Genomic DNA, 15,522 nt, shown 5'->3' with positions numbered 1-15,522 from the left:
CCCTCTCCCGCGGTCGTGCCACTGTCGAACTTGCCGCGGGGGACGCGGGCTGTTAACGTCCGGTCAGGTGATTTAATTGAGATCGAACAGGAAGTCTATGAATTCGTTGCGTTTGGAACCCATTTCTAGCGTGGCCGGGGTGGTCAATCTGCCCGGCTCCAAGAGTGTCTCTAACCGGGCCCTGCTGCTGGCGGCCCTGGCCCGGGGCACCACCCGGCTGACCAACCTGCTCGACAGCGATGACATCCGCCACATGCTGGCGGCGCTGACCCAGCTCGGCGTCAAGTACAAGCTCTCCGCCGACAAGACCGAGTGCACCGTGCACGGTCTGGGTCGCAGCTTCGCGGTCTCGGCACCGGTCAACCTGTTCCTCGGCAATGCCGGTACTGCCATGCGCCCCCTGTGCGCCGCCCTGTGCCTGGGCTCCGGCGAGTACACCCTGGGCGGCGAGCCGCGCATGGAAGAGCGCCCCATCGGCCACCTGGTGGATGCCCTGCGCGAAGCGGGTGCCCACATCCAGTACCTGAAGAAAGATGGCTATCCGCCCCTGGTGGTGGATGCCAAGGGGCTCTGGGGTGGCGATGTCCACATCGACGGCTCCGTCTCCAGCCAGTTCCTGACGGCGTTTTTGATGGCGGCCCCCATGGCGGCCGGCGACACCCGCATCCACATCAAGGGGGAGCTGGTCTCCAAGCCCTACATCGACATCACCCTGCACATCATGAAGCAGTTCGGGGTGGTCATCGAGCACGACGACTACAAGGTGTTCTACATCAAGGGCAACCAGACCTATGTCAGCCCGGGGGACTTCCTGGTGGAAGGGGATGCCTCCAGCGCCTCCTACTTCCTCGCGGCGGGTGCCATCAAGGGCAAGGTGCGGGTTACCGGCATCGGCAAGCACAGCATCCAGGGGGACATCCACTTCGCCGACGTACTGGAGAAGATGGGGGCCCGTATCACCTGGGGCGATGACTTCATCGAGGCCGAGCAGGGGCCGCTCAAGGGCATCGACATGGACATGAACCACATCCCGGATGCGGCCATGACCATCGCCACCACGGCGCTGTTTGCCGAGGGCACCACCACCATCCGCAACATCTACAACTGGCGGGTGAAGGAGACCGACCGCCTGCACGCCATGGCGACCGAGCTGCGCAAGCTGGGCGTGGAAGTGGAGGAGGGGCACGACTTCATCACCGTGATCCCGCCCGCACAGCTGACCCACGCGGCCATCGACACCTACAACGATCACCGCATCGCCATGTGCTTCTCCCTGGTGGCGCTCTCCGATACGCCTGTCACCATCAATGATCCGGGTTGCACCTCCAAGACCTTCCCGGACTACTTCGACAAGCTGGCCAGCGTCAGTCAGGCCTGAGCCCTTTCGGCCCGCTTCGTGCGGGCCTTTTCATCTCTGCCCCCCGCTTTTTTCATGCCTCCTAGCAGCATTATGCAAACTTGCAAGGTGCGATAATAAAATTCCTTGCCGAAGAATGTAATTTTCTATTTACACCGACCCGGCACAGGGCTAGATTGAGATCTCTTTATCGCAGTCATCTAGCAGGAAACTTGGTCATGCAGCATCAAACCGACGACGTTCGTATCAGTGAAATCAAAGAGTTATTGCCCCCGGTTGCGGTGCTTGAGAAGTTTCCGGCGACCGACACCGCCTCGGCCACCGTGTTTGAATCCCGTCAGGCCATCCACAACATCCTGGCCGGCGACGATGATCGCCTGCTGGTGGTGATCGGCCCCTGCTCCATCCACGATCCGGTCGCCGCCCTGGAATACGGCAAACGCCTCAAGGTGCTGCGCGACGAGCTGAAAGATCAGCTGGAGATCGTGATGCGGGTCTACTTCGAAAAACCCCGTACCACAGTGGGCTGGAAGGGGCTGATCAACGACCCCTACCTCGACAACAGCTGCCAGATCAACGACGGCCTGCGCCTGGGTCGCAAGCTCTTGCTGGATCTCAACGACATGGGGCTGCCGACCGCCTCCGAGTTCCTCGACATGATCACCCCGCAATACGTGGCGGATCTGATGAGCTGGGGTGCCATCGGCGCCCGTACCACCGAATCCCAGGTACACCGCGAGCTGGCCTCCGGTCTCTCCTGCCCGGTGGGCTTCAAGAACGGCACCGACGGCACCATCAAAGTGGCCATCGACGCCATCGGCGCCGCCAGCGCCCCGCACCACTTCCTGTCGGTGACCAAGTACGGGCACTCCGCCATCGTCTCGACCGCTGGCAACCCGGACTGTCACATCATCCTGCGCGGTGGCCGCGAGCCCAACTACAGCGCCCGTCACGTGGATGAGGTGGTGAGTGGTCTGGACAAGGCCGGTCTGCCCCAGAAAGTGATGATCGACTTCAGCCACGCCAACAGCAGCAAGCAGTTCAAGAACCAGATGCTGGTGGCCGAGGACGTGGCCGGTCAGCTGCGTGCCGGCAGCAAGGCGGTGTTCGGCGTCATGGTGGAGAGTCACCTGGTGGAAGGGCGTCAGGATCTGGTGGACGGGTGCGAGCTCACCTTCGGCCAGAGCATCACCGACGCCTGCATCGGCTGGGCCGATACCGAGGTGCTGCTGCGCAACCTGGCGGACGCCGTGGCCGCTCGCAACGCCCTCTGAGCCCAAGGCGCCCCGTTGGCGGGGCAATAAAAAAGCGCGACCCTGGGTCGCGCTTTTTGTTTGGCCATCTCTCGGCAGGTCGCGGTTTACTTGGCCCGCTCCTGGTGGCCGCGCAGGCGGATGTTGATCATCTCCACCACCAGCGAGAAGGCCATGGCGAAGTAGATGTAACCCTTGGGAATGTGCAGATCCAGCCCTTCGGCCATCAGCGCCACCCCGACCAGGATAAGGAAGGAGAGGGCCAGCATCTTGATGGTGGGGTGGGTATCGACGAAGTCGCCGATGGCCTTGGCGGCAAACATCATGACGCCGACGGCGATGATGATGGCCAGCACCATGACAGGGACATGATCCGCCATGCCCACGGCGGTGATGACGGAGTCCAGGCTGAAGATGATGTCGAGGATGGCGATCTGCACCAGGGTGGACAGGAAGCCCGCGGTCTTGCTCACCACACCCGCCTCTTCGGCGGCCCCTTCCAGGCTCTGGTGGATCTCGTGGGTGCTCTTGGCGATGAGGAACAGACCCCCCACCAGCAGGATGAGATCCCGTCCCGAGATGGCTTCCCCCAGCACGGTGAAGAGGGGCTCGGTGAGGCGCATCACCCAGGCCAGGGAGAGCAGCAGCAGGATGCGGGTGCCCATGGCGAGCCCCAGCCCCAGGATGCGCGCTTTCTGGCGCTGGGCTTCCGGCAGGCGACCCACCAGGATGGAGATGAAAATGATGTTGTCGATGCCGAGCACGATCTCGAGCAGGGTCAGGGTGGCGAGCGCGACCCAGGCGGAGGGGTCAGCAATCCATTCCAGCATGATTGAACCTTGGTTGAACAGTGATTGAGGTAGAAGCCGCGCATTTTAGCAGGGGGTCATGGCTTGTCCCAGTGGCGGGAAAAGATAAAAATGGCGGCGATCCAACAGGAGGGAAACATGTTTCGATTAGGGCTCATCATCAACCCCGTCGCCGGCATCGGCGGGGCCGTCGGTCTCAAGGGCAGTGACGGCATGGTCGCCGAGGCGCTGGCGCGCGGGGCCGTCCCCAAGGCCCGGGAGCGGGCCCGCCAGGCCCTGTTGCCCCTGTGCGAGCTGACCACCCCCTTCGAGCTGCTGACGGTGGCCGGTGAGATGGGGGAGACGCTTGCCGCAGAGCTCGGGCTGCCCCATCGCATCGTCCATCGGCCTGCCGGGGCGCAGACGAGCGCCGAGGATACCCGGGCCGCCGCCCTGGCCCTGCGCGATGCCGGGGTGGATCTGCTGCTCTTCGCCGGTGGCGATGGCACCGCCCGTGACATCTGCGCGGCGGTGGGGGAGTCCTGCCATGTGCTCGGCATCCCGGCGGGGTGCAAAATCCACTCCGGGGTCTACGGGGTGACGCCGGCGGCGAGCGGCCGGGTGGCGGCCAGAATGATCGCAGGGGAGCTCCTGAGCCTGGTGGATGCGGAGGTGATGGACATCGACGAGGAGGCGTTTCGCGCCGGCAAGGTGCGCGCCCGCCACTACGGCCAGTTGCTGGTGCCCGGTGATCTGCGCTACGTGCAGGCGGTCAAGCAGGGGGGACGGGAGTCCGAGGAGCTGGTGCTCGCCGATCTCGCCGCTGGCGTGGTGGAGCAGATGGAGCCCGATACCCTCTACCTGATGGGGTCGGGGAGCACGGTGGCCGCCTGCATGGGGGAGCTGGGTCTGGAAAATACCTTGCTCGGTGTGGATCTGGTGGAAAATGGCCGGCTTATCGGGCAGGATCTCAGCGCCGCCGAGATCCTGACCCGGATCCGCGGCCGTCGCTGCCGTCTGATCATCACCCTGATCGGCGGTCAGGGACATCTGTTCGGGCGCGGAAATCAGCAATTGAGTCCAGACGTGATCCGGGCCGTCGGGCGCGAGCATATCCAGGTGCTCGCCACCAAAGCCAAGCTGGCGGCGCTAGAAGGCCGTCCGCTGCTGGTGGACACCGACGATCCGGCACTGAACCGGTCGTTGAGTGGTTATCTGCGCATAACCACGGGATACAAGGATCAGGTCATCTACCCGGTGGCCAACCCGGAATAGGACATCAAGGATGCGGCTGGCCTGGCGCCAGAGAGCCGCGATCAACCGGATCGCGGTTCCACTCCCCGAATTTTTTGCCGGCAACCCCGGAAATGAGGCTGCGTTAAATGACGATTCACGATTTTGAACACAAGTTGTTGGGACTGATCGACGCCATGGTCGCCACGGCCAGCGAAGACGAGCTGTTTGCGGGTGGCTATCTGCGAGGGCACATCTCCCTTGCGGTGGCGCGCGCCGAGCTGGAGGGCAAGACCCTGGTGCGGGACGTCAAGAGCTATGTGCTGCGCAGCCTGAACGAGGCCATCTTGCAGGGTGAGCTCTCCGAGCAGGACGAGGTGCTGGTGCAGGAGATGTGGAAGCGTCTGCAGGCCCAGGCGGAAGCTTGATCCCATTCGCAGTTCAAACACAAGTTTAAGTAATCTGCTTCCCTGAGTGTTATCAAAAGGTTAATAATGAGGCTCGCCTTTTGTTTCAGGGATTAAACCATGGCCTCCACCTCACGCATTGCCACCAGACTGCCGCTCGAGATGCTCTATCACTGGGAGCGGCAGTGTCCCGACCGAATCTATCTGCGTCAGACCATCCACCGCGAATACGTCGACTTCACCTGGGGTGAGGTTGCCGACGAGGCGCGGCGCATGGTGACGGCACTGCGCGCCCTGGGCCTGGTGCCCGGTGACAAGGTGGCCCTGCTCTCCAAGAACTGCGCCCAGTGGTTCATTGCCGATCTGGCGATGCAGATGGGGGGATACGTGAGCGTGCCCATCTACCCCACCGCCAACGTCGACACCATCGAATACGTGCTGCGTCACAGCGAAACCAGGGCGATCTTCGTCGGCAAGCTGGACGACTGGAAGAGCCAGGAGGCGGGGGTGCCCGGGGATCTGCTGCGTATCGCCCTGCCTTACGACACCATGCCGGCCGCCCACCAGTGGGACGATCTGCTGGCGCAATACGACCCCATCCCGGACAGCCCGGTGCAGGCGCCGGATGCCCTGCTGAGCCTGGTCTACACCTCCGGCAGCACCGGCAAGCCCAAGGGGGCCATGCTGAGCGTGGAGCGCTACGCCTGGTCCTGCGAGAAGCTGGTGGAGGCGGTCTCCCTCACCGCCGAGGATCGCGGCTTCTCCTACCTGCCCCTTGCCCACATCACCGAGCGGGTCTACATCTACGGCGGCAGCCTGTTCAGCGGTGCCACCATCGCCTTCCCCGAATCCCTCGACACCTTCATCGAGGACGTCAAGCGCTGCCGTCCCACCGTCTTCATCTCGGTGCCGCGGCTCTGGGCCATGTTCCGCATCAAGATCCACGAGAAGCTGCCCCAGAAAAAGCTGGCGCTGCTGCTCAAGATCCCCCTCGTCTCCAACCTCATCAAGAGCAAGCTGCAAAAGGGGCTGGGGCTGGATCAGGCGCGGGTGCTGGGCTGCGGCTCGGCGCCGGTGGCCCCGGCGCTGCTGGAGTGGTATCACAGCATCGGCATCCATATCACCGAGGCCTGGGGCATGACCGAGAACCACGCCTACTCCACTCTCAACTACCCGTTCCGGGCGGACAAGATAGGCACCGTCGGCAAGGCCGGGCCCGGGGTGACCATCAAGATCTCCGACGAGGGGGAGATCCTCTGTCGCTGCGGCGGCATGATGGTGGGCTACTACAAGGATCCCGAGCACAGTGCAGAGGCCATCGACGCCGAGGGCTGGCTGCACACCGGTGACATGGGCAAGCTGGACCGGGAGGGTTACCTCACCATCACCGGCCGCATGAAGGACGTCTTCAAGACCGCCAAGGGCAAGTACGTGGCCCCGGTGCCCATCGAGGGGATGCTCGGGCAGGAGCCCATCATCGAGCAGCTCTGCGTCATCGGCTACGGCATGCCGCAGCCGGTCGCCCTGGTGCAGCTCGCCGAGAGCGCCATGAAGGGGGACAAGGCCGGGGTGGAGGCCCAGTTGGAGGCTGCCCTCAATCGGGTCAACGACAAGCTGGAATCCCATGCTCGCCTGCGGGGCATCCTGGTGGTCAAGAGCCCCTGGAACATCGAGAACGGGGTGCTGACCCCCACCATGAAGATCCGCCGCCACCTGCTGGAACAAAAATACGCGGACATCGGCGAGCGCTGGTCCGGCAGCCAGCGCATCCTGTGGGAGTCCTGACAGGGACCGGCGCCGCCATATGGGCCACATCAATGACAGTCGGGGGAGCCAGTGGCTCCCCCGCTGTATTTCAGGGGGAAGCAGCCGACAGGGGCGGGGCTGAGGCATTGACCCCTTACCCGAGGTTTCCCGCCGCCATGCCGCCCCGCGTCGGGGGAATCGGCAGGGAAAGGTATTTGCAAAATCCATGGAGAGGCGGGATCCCAGTGGCTTGGCAAATGCATCTTGGGGTCACACACGGGGGCCGCCAGGGGCGGGGGCGGGCATTGACCCCTTCCCCGACGTTTCCCGCTGCCGCCATACCGCCCTGCGTCGAGGGAACAAGCAGGGAAGGTATTTGCAAAATCCATGGAGAGGCGGGATCCCAGTGGCTTGGTGAATGCATCTCGGGGTCACACACGGGGGCCGCCAGGGGCGGGGACGGGGTATTTATCCCTTTCCCGATATTTCCCGCCGCGGCCATACGGCCCCGCGTCGGGGGAACAGGCAGGGAAAGGTATTTGCAAAATCCATGGAGAGGGGTGATCCCAGTGGCTGGGCGAATGCATCTTGGGGTCACACACGGGGGCCGCAAGAGGCGAGGGCGGGGTCTTGACCCCTTAACCTAGGCTTCCCGCTACCGCAGAGGAGGTCTGCCAATAAGGTCATCGGAGGGAGGTCGCTCTCACATGGGGCAGGGGGGCATCTGATGCACGGCGCCAGAGGCGCAGAGAAAGGGGGTGAGGGGCAGGATGAGAGCCGCAGAGAGCAAGAAGGGGAGCCGCAGCTCCCCTTCCCGTTGGTGGATGCCGGGGTCAGACGGCTTTGTACTCAAGCTCGACCGAGCCCAGGGCCTTCAGGGTGGACTGGGCCGAATCCCGCTGACTGATCTGGCCATCCTTGCTCTCCAGCAGCACGGCGCGGCGCACGGTGGCGAGATCCTCGCCACCCAGCACAGCGTGGGCGCAGGCCATCTGCATCGGCGGCAGGCTCGGGTTGAAGGCGGCGTTCTCGGCATAGCGGCCGCAGAAGATGCGCCCGTCCTCGAACTGCAGCGCCACCGCGGCATAGCCCTGGCTGTAGGGGGCATAGCTCTGGCGGGCGGCGGCGAGCGCAGCCTGCCACAGGGGGTCGTCGCTCTCGAGCACCAGCTCGTCATGGGCCTGGGGGCTCATCAGGGCATCGGTGATCTCGAGATCGGCGGGGCCGAAGGAGTGGGGCAGGAAGGATTGCAGCTCGCTAAGATCGTCCGGCAGGGAGACCTTCAGGGTCTTGGCGGTGCTCAGCTCGTTCATGAACTGGCGGCAGTGGCCGCAAGGGGTGTAGTTCACGGTGATCTCGGAGATCCCGGTCTCGCCACCCAGCCAGGCGTTGGAGATGGCGGACTGCTCGGCGTGGACCGAGTGGAACAGCCCCTGGCCCGCGAACTCCATGTTGGCGCCAAAGTACCAGGTGCCGCTCAGGCCGCAGGCGATGGCGCCGACGAAGAACCTGGAGATGGGGGCCACCGAGCAGGCGGCCGCCAGCGGCAGCAAGGCCAGACGCAGGGCCCTGTCATCCAGCCCGGTGGCGGCTTTCAGGGTCGCGACCTGGTCCGGGGTGAAACGGGCCTGGAAATCGTCCCCCAGCATGGGCAGCAGGGCGGCCTGGAGCGGGGCGGAAAGGGTCTCGAATGGCTTGGCAAAGCGGGGATGCATACTGTGTCCTCAAAGGCCAATTGGGGGGCCATTGTAGGGAGCAAGCGCGGCGAATTGTGTGAGCGCGCTCACGCCTTGATGGGTAAAGGGGCGGGGATGGTAAAGGAAACGTTTGTCTTTCGCAATCTGTGCGCCAGCTCCCGGCATCAGGGAGGCGAGGGTATCGGATGGAAACGGTGAAAGGGCACAGAGGCCATGGCCGCAAGGGCGGCCATGGCAACGGGGATCAGGTCAGCCAGTGGTAGAGGGCGAACAGCAGGGGGGCGATGGCCGCGGTCAGCACGCCGCACACCACCATGGCCAGCGACGAGAAGGCGCCCTGGGTCACCCCCTGCTCGGCGGAGGCGGCGGTGCCGATGGCGTGGGCGCAGGCTCCCATGGCGAGCCCCTGAGCCTCGGGGTCGGTGACCCGCATCAGCTTGAGCAGGGGGTAGCCCGCCAGGGCCCCCAGGATCCCCACCACCACCACCACGGCGGCGGCGATGGCGGGAATGCCGCCGAGGGACTGGCTGACGCTCATGGCGAGCGGCGTGGTGATGGACTTGGTGGCGATGGAGGCGAGCAGCGCCGGATCCGCCCCCATCAGGTGGCCGACCCCCAGGGTGGTGCAGACCGAGATGAGCACCGCGGTGAGGGTACAGGCCAGGATGGGTGTGAGCTTGTCGCGGATCTGGCGCGCCTGCTGGTACAGCGGCAGGGCCAGGGCCACCACGGCGGGTTCCAGCAGGGCGGTCAGGGGTGAGGCCCCCTGCTGGTACTGATCCAGAGGCAGATCGAGCCAGAGCAGCAGGCCGATGATGACGGCGGTGGGGATCAGCACCGGATTGATGACGGGCCAGGGCAGGCGGCGGTAGAGGGCCCGGGTCATGAAATAGAGGGCCAGGGTGAGGGGCAGGGCGAACCAGAGGATCATGGCTTGTTCATCCTTTGATAGAGGTGGCCGACCGCGCCCAGGATGAGCACGATGCCGAGCACGACGCAGAACATGATGAGACCGAAGGATTGGCGCAGGGGCTCGAGCCAGGCCACCAGGCCCACCGCCACCGGCACGAACAGCACCCCCATGTGGCGCAGCAGCAGGCCGCCCCCCAGCTCGACCCAGGAGAAGCGGACGATCTGCAAGGAGAGCAGCACGAACAGCAGCAGCATGCCGATGATGCTGCCGGGGAAGGCGAAGGGCAGGATGGCCGTCACGGCCTTGCCTGCCAGCAGACAGGCGATGATGACCAGAAAATCACGAAGGTAGCGCAGGGTGCGTTGCAGCAGCACGGGGGCCTCATCTTGGCAAGTGTGAGCAAGGTCGCAGTTTAACAGGCACGGGGGGGAGGGAACAGGGTCAACTGGCCCGCAGGGGATACAATGGCCCGGCTTCAACCCCATTCACAAGAAGGAGTTCCCATGTCGACCCCCTCTCTCCTGGCCCGGTTGCGCCAACTGCCCGCCGATCCCGCCCTCCCTGACACCCTGCTGCAAACCCGCCAGTGGGAGGGGCCGCTTTGCCGGGTGAGGCTCGACAACACCGGGAAGCAGTCCGAGGCCGTCCACCACTGGCGGCTGTTTGAGGGGGATCTCGGACTTGCGCCCGACGCGGCCATCTACGGGGAGGGATTCCAGATGCTGGCCCAGACCGGGGGACGCTGGAACGCCCCCGAGCACCTGGGCCGCTGCCCCGATGCGTCTGTCTATCGCATCACCGCCGACCATGGCTACCACACGGTGCACAACCTGCTGCTGGTGGCGCAGGAGGGGGGTTGGCTGCTGCTGGCCTTTGCGAGCTGCCAGCGCTTTGGCGGGGAGTTTCGCCTCCATCCCGACGGGCGCCTCGAGATCGTGATGAACACCGAAGGGCGCACCCTGGCGCCGGGTGCGTACTGGCAGAGCGAGGCGCTGATCTGCCTGGAGGGGCCGGACAGGGAGGCCCTGCTCGCGACGCTGGCGCAGCATATCGCCGCCGAGCACGGCTCCCTGGTGGGGGAGGTGCCCACGCGCCCGAGCGGCTGGTGCTCCTGGTATCACTACTACGCGAACGTGAGCGCGGCGGACATTCGCGAGAACCTGGCGGTGCGGGCCGAGCGTTTCCCGGCCCTGCGCTACGTGCAGATAGACGATGGCTATCAGGCCAGGATGGGGGACTGGCTCACCCCTTCCGCCAAGTTCGAGGAGGGAGTGGCGGCCCTGGCAGGGGAGATCCGCGCCGCCGGTTGCGAGCCTGCGCTCTGGGTCGCCCCCTTTATCGCCGAGCCCGGCTCCCGAGTGTTCCAGCAGCACCCTGACTGGTTCGTGAAAGGGGAGGATGGCCTGCCGCTCCCCTCGGAGCGGGTCACCTACGGGGGCTGGCGCTGCACCCCCTGGTACGTGCTGGATGGCACCCACCCCGAGGTGCAGACGCACCTGGAGCAGGTATTTCGCACCCTGCGTACCCAGTGGGGCATTCACTACTTCAAGCTCGATGCCAACTTCTGGGGGGCCATCCACGGTGGTCGCTTCCACGACCCCGCCGCCACTAGGGTGGAGGCCTATCGGCGCGGCATGGCCGCCATCCTGCGCGGCGCCGGGGAGGGGGCCTTCCTGCTCGGCTGCAATGCGCCGCTGTGGCCGAGCCTCGGCCTGGTGCACGGCATGCGGGTGAGCGATGACGTGGAGCGCCAGGGCCCCCGTTTTCGCCAGATAGCGCGAGAAGCCTTCTGCCGCGCCTGGCAGCACGAGCGGCTCTGGGTGCTGGACCCCGACTGCGTCTGCCTGCGGGATATCCCGGGCCAGCACGGGAGCCGCGCCGAGTACGACTTCCACCTGGCCGCCCTGGTGGCGAGCGGTGGCATGGTGCTGGCGGGGGACAGATTGCAGGATCTGGACGAGGCGCAAGGGGCGCGCCTTGGCAAGCTGCTCGCCCTGTGCGCCGCGCGCACCCCGGCGGCCCGCTTCGAGGGGATGGCATTCGAGCGCGGGCGGGTGGCGCTGCCCGGGGGCGGCGAGCTGCTCTGCCTGTTCAACTGGGGGGAGCACGCCTGCGAGTTCCCGTTGACGCCGGGGGGCACGGACTTCTGGGACGAGACGCCCCTGGGGAGCCCCCTGGTGCTGCAAGGGGGGCAGGGGGCGGTGATCCGCTACCCCTGATGGCGTTGCACTGCAAAAAGGCTCCCTCGGGAGCCTTTTTTATGTGGCGAAATGGTCTCTAGAAGTGCCACTCCATCCCGATGGCGTAATTGGCGGAGCCATAGCCCGGGATCTCGTTGCTGGAGGCGAGCGCCTTGACGGTGAGGCGAGTTGTCAGGGGGATGCCGAGCCCCATGCCGATGGCGATCTCGTCGCTCTGATCCCCCATCATGTCCACCCGCAGGGTGCGATAGAGGGAGAGATCCTGGCTCATCTGGGCATAGATCTGGGACGACTTGTTGTAGAGCTGGCCGAACACCTCCATCTGGAAGCCGTTTTGCGGCGTGATGGCCAGGGGAATGCCGGCGAAGCGGTAGAGATCCGAGTGGTTGAAATAGCTGTTGGTGATTTGCGGGGTGAAGTCGGTCTGCTGGTAGAGGGTGCTGAAGTTGTGCTCGATGAGCCGGTAGGTCTGCTCCGGCAGGCGCAAGAGGTAGTCTGGCACCTCGAACCGGGCGCCAGCGAGGGCGGCCTGGGGCAGCAGGGCACAGGCGACGAGTGTCAAAGCAGGCAGAGCTGAACGCATAAAACGAGAGTTCCCCAACAGTCGAAAGCACGGCATCCATGCCGTCAGCGCATCTAAATATTCACACTATCAGGAGCTTGGGCTCCCTGCCCATTATGTCGCGAGCCGGGGAAACGCATCGGTTTTTAACTGTGAAACGGCTCACATCTCATAGATTTTCAAGGTAGTGATAGAGACTCTTTAGAATCGCAAAGTTCCGTTCGTTCCCCTGGTTCTGTTCCGCCAGGGCTTCCAGGCGCGGCACATAATCCGGCAGACGGCGGCTGAAGTAGTCGCTGCAGTGCAGGCGCCAGCGCTTCTGCTCCGCTTCGCTCAAGGTGTGGGGCCAGTTGCGGGCGCGGTAACGGAACAGCATCTCGGGCAGACGGGGATCCGTGAAGGCAAACTCCCGCTCCCCCAGCAGATCCGCCGGGGTGGCGCGCACCAGATCCATGGTGGACTTGTCGCCGTGGCCGAAGAAACCGGCGTAGAGCTGGGTGTCGGGGTCGCCGTCATTGCTGCCGGCAAACTCCTGGTTGAACACCTCCACCAGTTTTTCCCGCACCTCGGGGTGGGCCCGCAGCAGATCCAGGCTCTTGCGGCACTGAGCCCGGTTGATGCCCAGCTCGTCCGCCCGCTCCGGCGTCAGGGTGGCGGCCGGGGCCAGCACCGGGCACTTGTTGATGTGCACCAGTTTGACCGGAATGCCGGCCAGATCCCCCAGCTCCTCTTTTTTGGTGTAGAGGCGCTCGCGGATCTCCTCGCAGGAGAGCTCGATAAGCGGAGTGGGGTCACGGGTCAGATCCACCATGATCACCGCGTTCTGGTTGGTGGGGTGCCAGGCGAGCGGCGACACCCAGCTTGCACACCCCTGCCAGGGGGAGAACATGCCGGAGACGTGCACCAGGGGTTTCATGGTCACCACGTCGATGAGGGCCTTCACCTTGTTCTTGTTGCGAAGATCAAAGAGGTACTCGAAGAGCTTGGGCTGAGCCTTTTTCACCAGCCTGGCCATCTCGATGGTGGCCAGCACATCCGAGAGCGCATCGTGGGCGTTGGCGTGGGCCACGCCGTTGGCGACGGTGAGCTTCTCCAGCCTGAAGCTCGGCTTGCCCTCGTCGTCAAACGCCCACTCTATCCCCTGCGGGCGCAGGGCGTAGCAGGCCCGCAGCATGTCGAGGATGTCCCAGCGGGAGTTGCCGTTCTGCCAGGCGTAGGCATAGGGGTCATAGAAGTTGCGATAGAGGGTGTAGCGGGTCACCTCGTCATCGAAGCGGATGCTGTTGTAGCCGAGCACGCAGGTGCCCGGGGTGGCGAACTCTGCGTGGATCTGGCGGATGAAGTCCGCCTCGCACAGGCCGTCCTTCATCGCCTTTTGCGGCGTGATGCCGGTGATGAGGCAGGCTTCCGGCTCCGGCAGGTAATCCGCCGGCGGCTTGCAGTAAATCACCAGCGGCTCGCCGATGACGTTGAAATCCCCGTCGGTGCGAATGCCCGCAAACTGCGCCGGTCTGTCTTTGGCCGGACTGATGCCGAAGGTCTCGTAGTCGTGGAAGTAGTAAGTGGGCTGGGTGGTCTGCTTCGCTGATGTGCTCATGTGTTCTTGTATGTTCGCGCTTCTGATTGATTTTTCAGGGTTTAGTGCTGTTCTGGTGAGGTGCAAATTCCGAAGACACTTTCATCGTTCACCCAAACCTGACGTTGTTCAATGGCCTGCTGGTACATTATCTGGTACAAAACACCCCATGAGAGTGGTACAAAATTTTAATGGGGTAGCAATGGCGTTATCAGATAGCTGGCTTCGAGGGGTGAATGGTAAACCATATGCTGGCCCGAGCGAAGTGAGCGACGGTGATGGGTTGAGTGTCCGGGTCTCACCGAAGGGGGTGGTTGCGTTCCAGGTTCGGCATGTGGTCGACGGGAAGCGGGTTCGGACCTCTCTTGGTCGGTACCCGGCTCTGACCTTGCGAGAGGCCCGGATAAAGGCCGATGAGCTCAAAAGCGGTGTTGCGCCGATCAGTGCCTCGGGCGATGAGCCTACGCCTGCAGCCTTGTTTGATGAGTGGTTCGAGAAGTACGTGATGCGGGAGTGCCGAGAAGGCACCCAGAAATACTATCGCTATACCTTCTCGTCAGTGAAGAACCGCTTGCCTGACCGGCCAATCAACCAGATCACCATGGACATGTGGTTGAGCTATTTCGATGCCATCAGTGAGCGGGCACCAGGGGTAACCCGGGCTGTGATCACGGCATTGAAGGCGTGCTTCAACTGGCATGCTCGCCGCGGCACGATCTATATGCCCAACATGATGAGTCTGCGGGCCAGGGATGTAGGCGCTCCCGCCAAGACCGGTCACCGGGTGTTGACGGTGCCAGAGGTTGCGAAGATCTGGCGGGCCATCGAGGCCAGCCGGGCTGGCACCGGCAACAAGGTGATTCATCTGCTCTGCCTGGTCTATGGGTGCAGGCTTTCCGAGGCCAGAACGCTCAAGCGTCAGGACCTGGATTTCGAGTCTATGGTCTGGACTGTGCCGGCGGAGATCAGCAAGACCGGCAGGCCTATCCGCCGCCCCATTACATCGGTGGGCAAACAACTGTTCGAACGAGCCGCGATGGCGTCGGTGGACCCGGTCTATCTGTTCCCAGGTCAGGGGGAGGGGAATGGGCCGTTGGAGATCCACTCGTGCAATCGGCTGGTGAGCCGCTTGCGCAGCAGCCTGGGGATCCCCCATTGGCGGATTCATGATGCTCGTCGAACGCTGTCGACCCGGTTATCGGAAATGGGGGTGTCGCCCCATATCACCGAAGTGATGCTGGGGCACACCCTGCTTGGCGTGATGGCTGTTTACAACAAACATGACTGGCTTGAGGATCAAGCGGCTGCCTATGAGCGCTGGTGGACAGTGATCCAGCGGGAGCTAGGCGTTGCCACTGATCCGGTTGTGGCTGTCAATCCAGGCCATGATGTGTGATTTGATCCAGCGCAGTGGCTGGTGTACAGATCTAGTTATCACCTGACACCGGCCTCAAACCGGTGTCTTGTTTACGCTACTTTAGTGCGCACTTCCTTCGGTATCAATTTCAGACCCTTTTTGAACATGCTGTAGGGGGTTTGACCCTCCATCATCCTGCCCTGATGTGGCCGCTGGGTGTTGTAGTGATCCAGATAGCTGTCCAGGTCTGTCTGCATCTGCTCCACTGATTCATACTAGGTCGTCCTCCCCTTGATACGGAAGTGTTCATCCAGCAGGGTGCGATGTAGCCGCTCGATAAAGCCGTTGCTCTGCGGCCTGCGTACCTTGGTGGTCCGGTGCGCAATCCCCTCCAGTTGCAGGAACAGCTCGTAGGGGTGATGGTCAGGGCGC

13 protein-coding genes and 1 pseudogene are annotated in these 15,522 nt (G+C 63.9%); 7 read left to right on the top strand and 7 right to left on the bottom strand.

All coding sequences use genetic code 11. From position 1 onward, the window contains the following. The first annotated feature begins 97 nt into the window (after positions 1-97). Together aroA and aroG are read left to right on the top strand one after the other, a co-directional pair. A complete protein-coding gene (aroA, locus tag J9893_RS12535; protein ID WP_042863731.1) occupies positions 98-1,378 on the top strand; it encodes a 3-phosphoshikimate 1-carboxyvinyltransferase in 1,281 nt (426 codons plus the stop codon). Between the two features lie 197 nt (positions 1,379-1,575). Then, entirely contained in the window at positions 1,576-2,631 is a 1,056-nt protein-coding gene (aroG, locus tag J9893_RS12530) for a 3-deoxy-7-phosphoheptulonate synthase AroG (protein ID WP_041212942.1), read from the top strand. Between the two features lie 86 nt (positions 2,632-2,717). Here aroG and J9893_RS12525 read toward each other — a convergent pair whose 3' ends face one another. After that, a complete protein-coding gene (locus J9893_RS12525) occupies positions 2,718-3,440 on the bottom strand; it encodes a TerC family protein (RefSeq protein ID WP_010674455.1) in 723 nt (240 codons plus the stop codon). A 117-nt stretch (positions 3,441-3,557) separates the two neighbouring features. On the opposite strand from J9893_RS12525, the gene J9893_RS12520 reads away from it, so the two are divergent. The 3 genes from J9893_RS12520 (at position 3,558) to J9893_RS12510 (ending at position 6,823) form a co-directional block, all read left to right on the top strand. After that, a complete protein-coding gene (locus J9893_RS12520) occupies positions 3,558-4,673 on the top strand; it encodes an ATP-NAD kinase family protein (RefSeq protein WP_210600557.1) in 1,116 nt (371 codons plus the stop codon). A 107-nt stretch (positions 4,674-4,780) separates the two neighbouring features. Continuing rightward, the gene (locus J9893_RS12515) at positions 4,781-5,059 is read left to right on the top strand and encodes a YfcL family protein (protein WP_010674457.1); all 279 of its coding nucleotides are present in this window, start codon (positions 4,781-4,783) and stop codon (positions 5,057-5,059) included. Between the two features lie 99 nt (positions 5,060-5,158). Next, the gene (locus J9893_RS12510) at positions 5,159-6,823 is read left to right on the top strand and encodes an AMP-binding protein (RefSeq protein ID WP_210600556.1); all 1,665 of its coding nucleotides are present in this window, start codon (positions 5,159-5,161) and stop codon (positions 6,821-6,823) included. Positions 6,824-7,617: 794 nt separating this feature from the next. Here J9893_RS12510 and cdd read toward each other — a convergent pair. The 3 genes from cdd to J9893_RS12495 all read right to left on the bottom strand — a co-directional run bounded on the left by cdd (position 7,618) and on the right by J9893_RS12495 (position 9,768). Continuing rightward, positions 7,618-8,499, bottom strand: a complete 882-nt coding sequence (gene cdd, locus J9893_RS12505) for a cytidine deaminase (protein ID WP_010674459.1) — start codon at positions 8,497-8,499, stop codon at positions 7,618-7,620. Positions 8,500-8,725: 226 nt separating this feature from the next. Then, a complete protein-coding gene (locus tag J9893_RS12500) occupies positions 8,726-9,412 on the bottom strand; it encodes an LrgB family protein (protein ID WP_041212945.1) in 687 nt (228 codons plus the stop codon). Then, positions 9,409-9,768, bottom strand: coding sequence for a CidA/LrgA family protein (locus tag J9893_RS12495; protein WP_210600555.1), 360 nt, complete (start codon positions 9,766-9,768; stop codon positions 9,409-9,411). The genes J9893_RS12500 and J9893_RS12495 overlap by 4 nt, the downstream gene beginning before the upstream one ends. A gap of 129 nt (positions 9,769-9,897) precedes the next feature. On the opposite strand from J9893_RS12495, the gene J9893_RS12490 reads away from it, so the two are divergent. Further along, positions 9,898-11,613 carry a glycoside hydrolase family 36 protein gene (locus tag J9893_RS12490; RefSeq protein WP_210600554.1) on the top strand — a complete coding sequence of 572 codons (1,716 nt, stop codon included), beginning with the start codon at positions 9,898-9,900 and terminating at the stop codon, positions 11,611-11,613. 58 nt (positions 11,614-11,671) lie between these two features. Here the strand turns inward: J9893_RS12490 and J9893_RS12485 are convergent, their stop codons facing one another. Together J9893_RS12485 and sbcB are read right to left on the bottom strand one after the other, a co-directional pair. Next, positions 11,672-12,178, bottom strand: a complete 507-nt coding sequence (locus J9893_RS12485) for a hypothetical protein (RefSeq protein ID WP_010674463.1) — start codon at positions 12,176-12,178, stop codon at positions 11,672-11,674. Between the two features lie 148 nt (positions 12,179-12,326). Beyond that, complete coding sequence (sbcB, locus tag J9893_RS12480; RefSeq protein ID WP_041212947.1) at positions 12,327-13,754, bottom strand: exodeoxyribonuclease I; 1,428 nt, start codon at positions 13,752-13,754, stop codon at positions 12,327-12,329. Between the two features lie 181 nt (positions 13,755-13,935). On the opposite strand from sbcB, the gene J9893_RS12475 reads away from it, so the two are divergent. Then, the gene (locus J9893_RS12475; protein WP_049832160.1) at positions 13,936-15,129 is read left to right on the top strand and encodes a site-specific integrase; all 1,194 of its coding nucleotides are present in this window, start codon (positions 13,936-13,938) and stop codon (positions 15,127-15,129) included. A 71-nt stretch (positions 15,130-15,200) separates the two neighbouring features. On the opposite strand, the pseudogene J9893_RS21705 reads toward J9893_RS12475, so the two are convergent. After that, a pseudogene (locus tag J9893_RS21705) lies at positions 15,201-15,522 on the bottom strand (integrase core domain-containing protein); the annotation flags it as partial.

The organism is Aeromonas sp. MaB10011B (assembly GCF_017939325.1).
Taxonomy (GTDB): domain Bacteria; phylum Pseudomonadota; class Gammaproteobacteria; order Enterobacterales; family Aeromonadaceae; genus Aeromonas; species Aeromonas caviae.
This window is presented reverse-complemented; position numbering and strand designations above follow the sequence as displayed.

What these genes read in the sequence shown, in the direction of transcription:
- aroA (WP_042863731.1), top strand. Translation starts at nt 98, where the DNA reads ATGAATTCGTTGCGTTTGGAACCCATTTCTAGCGTGGCCGGGGTGGTC.
- J9893_RS12475 (WP_049832160.1), top strand. Translation starts at nt 13,936, where the DNA reads ATGGCGTTATCAGATAGCTGGCTTCGAGGGGTGAATGGTAAACCATAT.
- J9893_RS12510 (WP_210600556.1), top strand. Translation starts at nt 5,159, where the DNA reads ATGGCCTCCACCTCACGCATTGCCACCAGACTGCCGCTCGAGATGCTC.
- sbcB (WP_041212947.1), bottom strand. Translation starts at nt 13,754, where the DNA reads ATGAGCACATCAGCGAAGCAGACCACCCAGCCCACTTACTACTTCCAC.
- J9893_RS12520 (WP_210600557.1), top strand. Translation starts at nt 3,558, where the DNA reads ATGTTTCGATTAGGGCTCATCATCAACCCCGTCGCCGGCATCGGCGGG.
- J9893_RS12515 (WP_010674457.1), top strand. Translation starts at nt 4,781, where the DNA reads ATGACGATTCACGATTTTGAACACAAGTTGTTGGGACTGATCGACGCC.
- cdd (WP_010674459.1), bottom strand. Translation starts at nt 8,499, where the DNA reads ATGCATCCCCGCTTTGCCAAGCCATTCGAGACCCTTTCCGCCCCGCTC.
- J9893_RS12525 (WP_010674455.1), bottom strand. Translation starts at nt 3,440, where the DNA reads ATGCTGGAATGGATTGCTGACCCCTCCGCCTGGGTCGCGCTCGCCACC.
- J9893_RS12490 (WP_210600554.1), top strand. Translation starts at nt 9,898, where the DNA reads ATGTCGACCCCCTCTCTCCTGGCCCGGTTGCGCCAACTGCCCGCCGAT.
- J9893_RS12485 (WP_010674463.1), bottom strand. Translation starts at nt 12,178, where the DNA reads ATGCGTTCAGCTCTGCCTGCTTTGACACTCGTCGCCTGTGCCCTGCTG.
- J9893_RS12500 (WP_041212945.1), bottom strand. Translation starts at nt 9,412, where the DNA reads ATGATCCTCTGGTTCGCCCTGCCCCTCACCCTGGCCCTCTATTTCATG.
- aroG (WP_041212942.1), top strand. Translation starts at nt 1,576, where the DNA reads ATGCAGCATCAAACCGACGACGTTCGTATCAGTGAAATCAAAGAGTTA.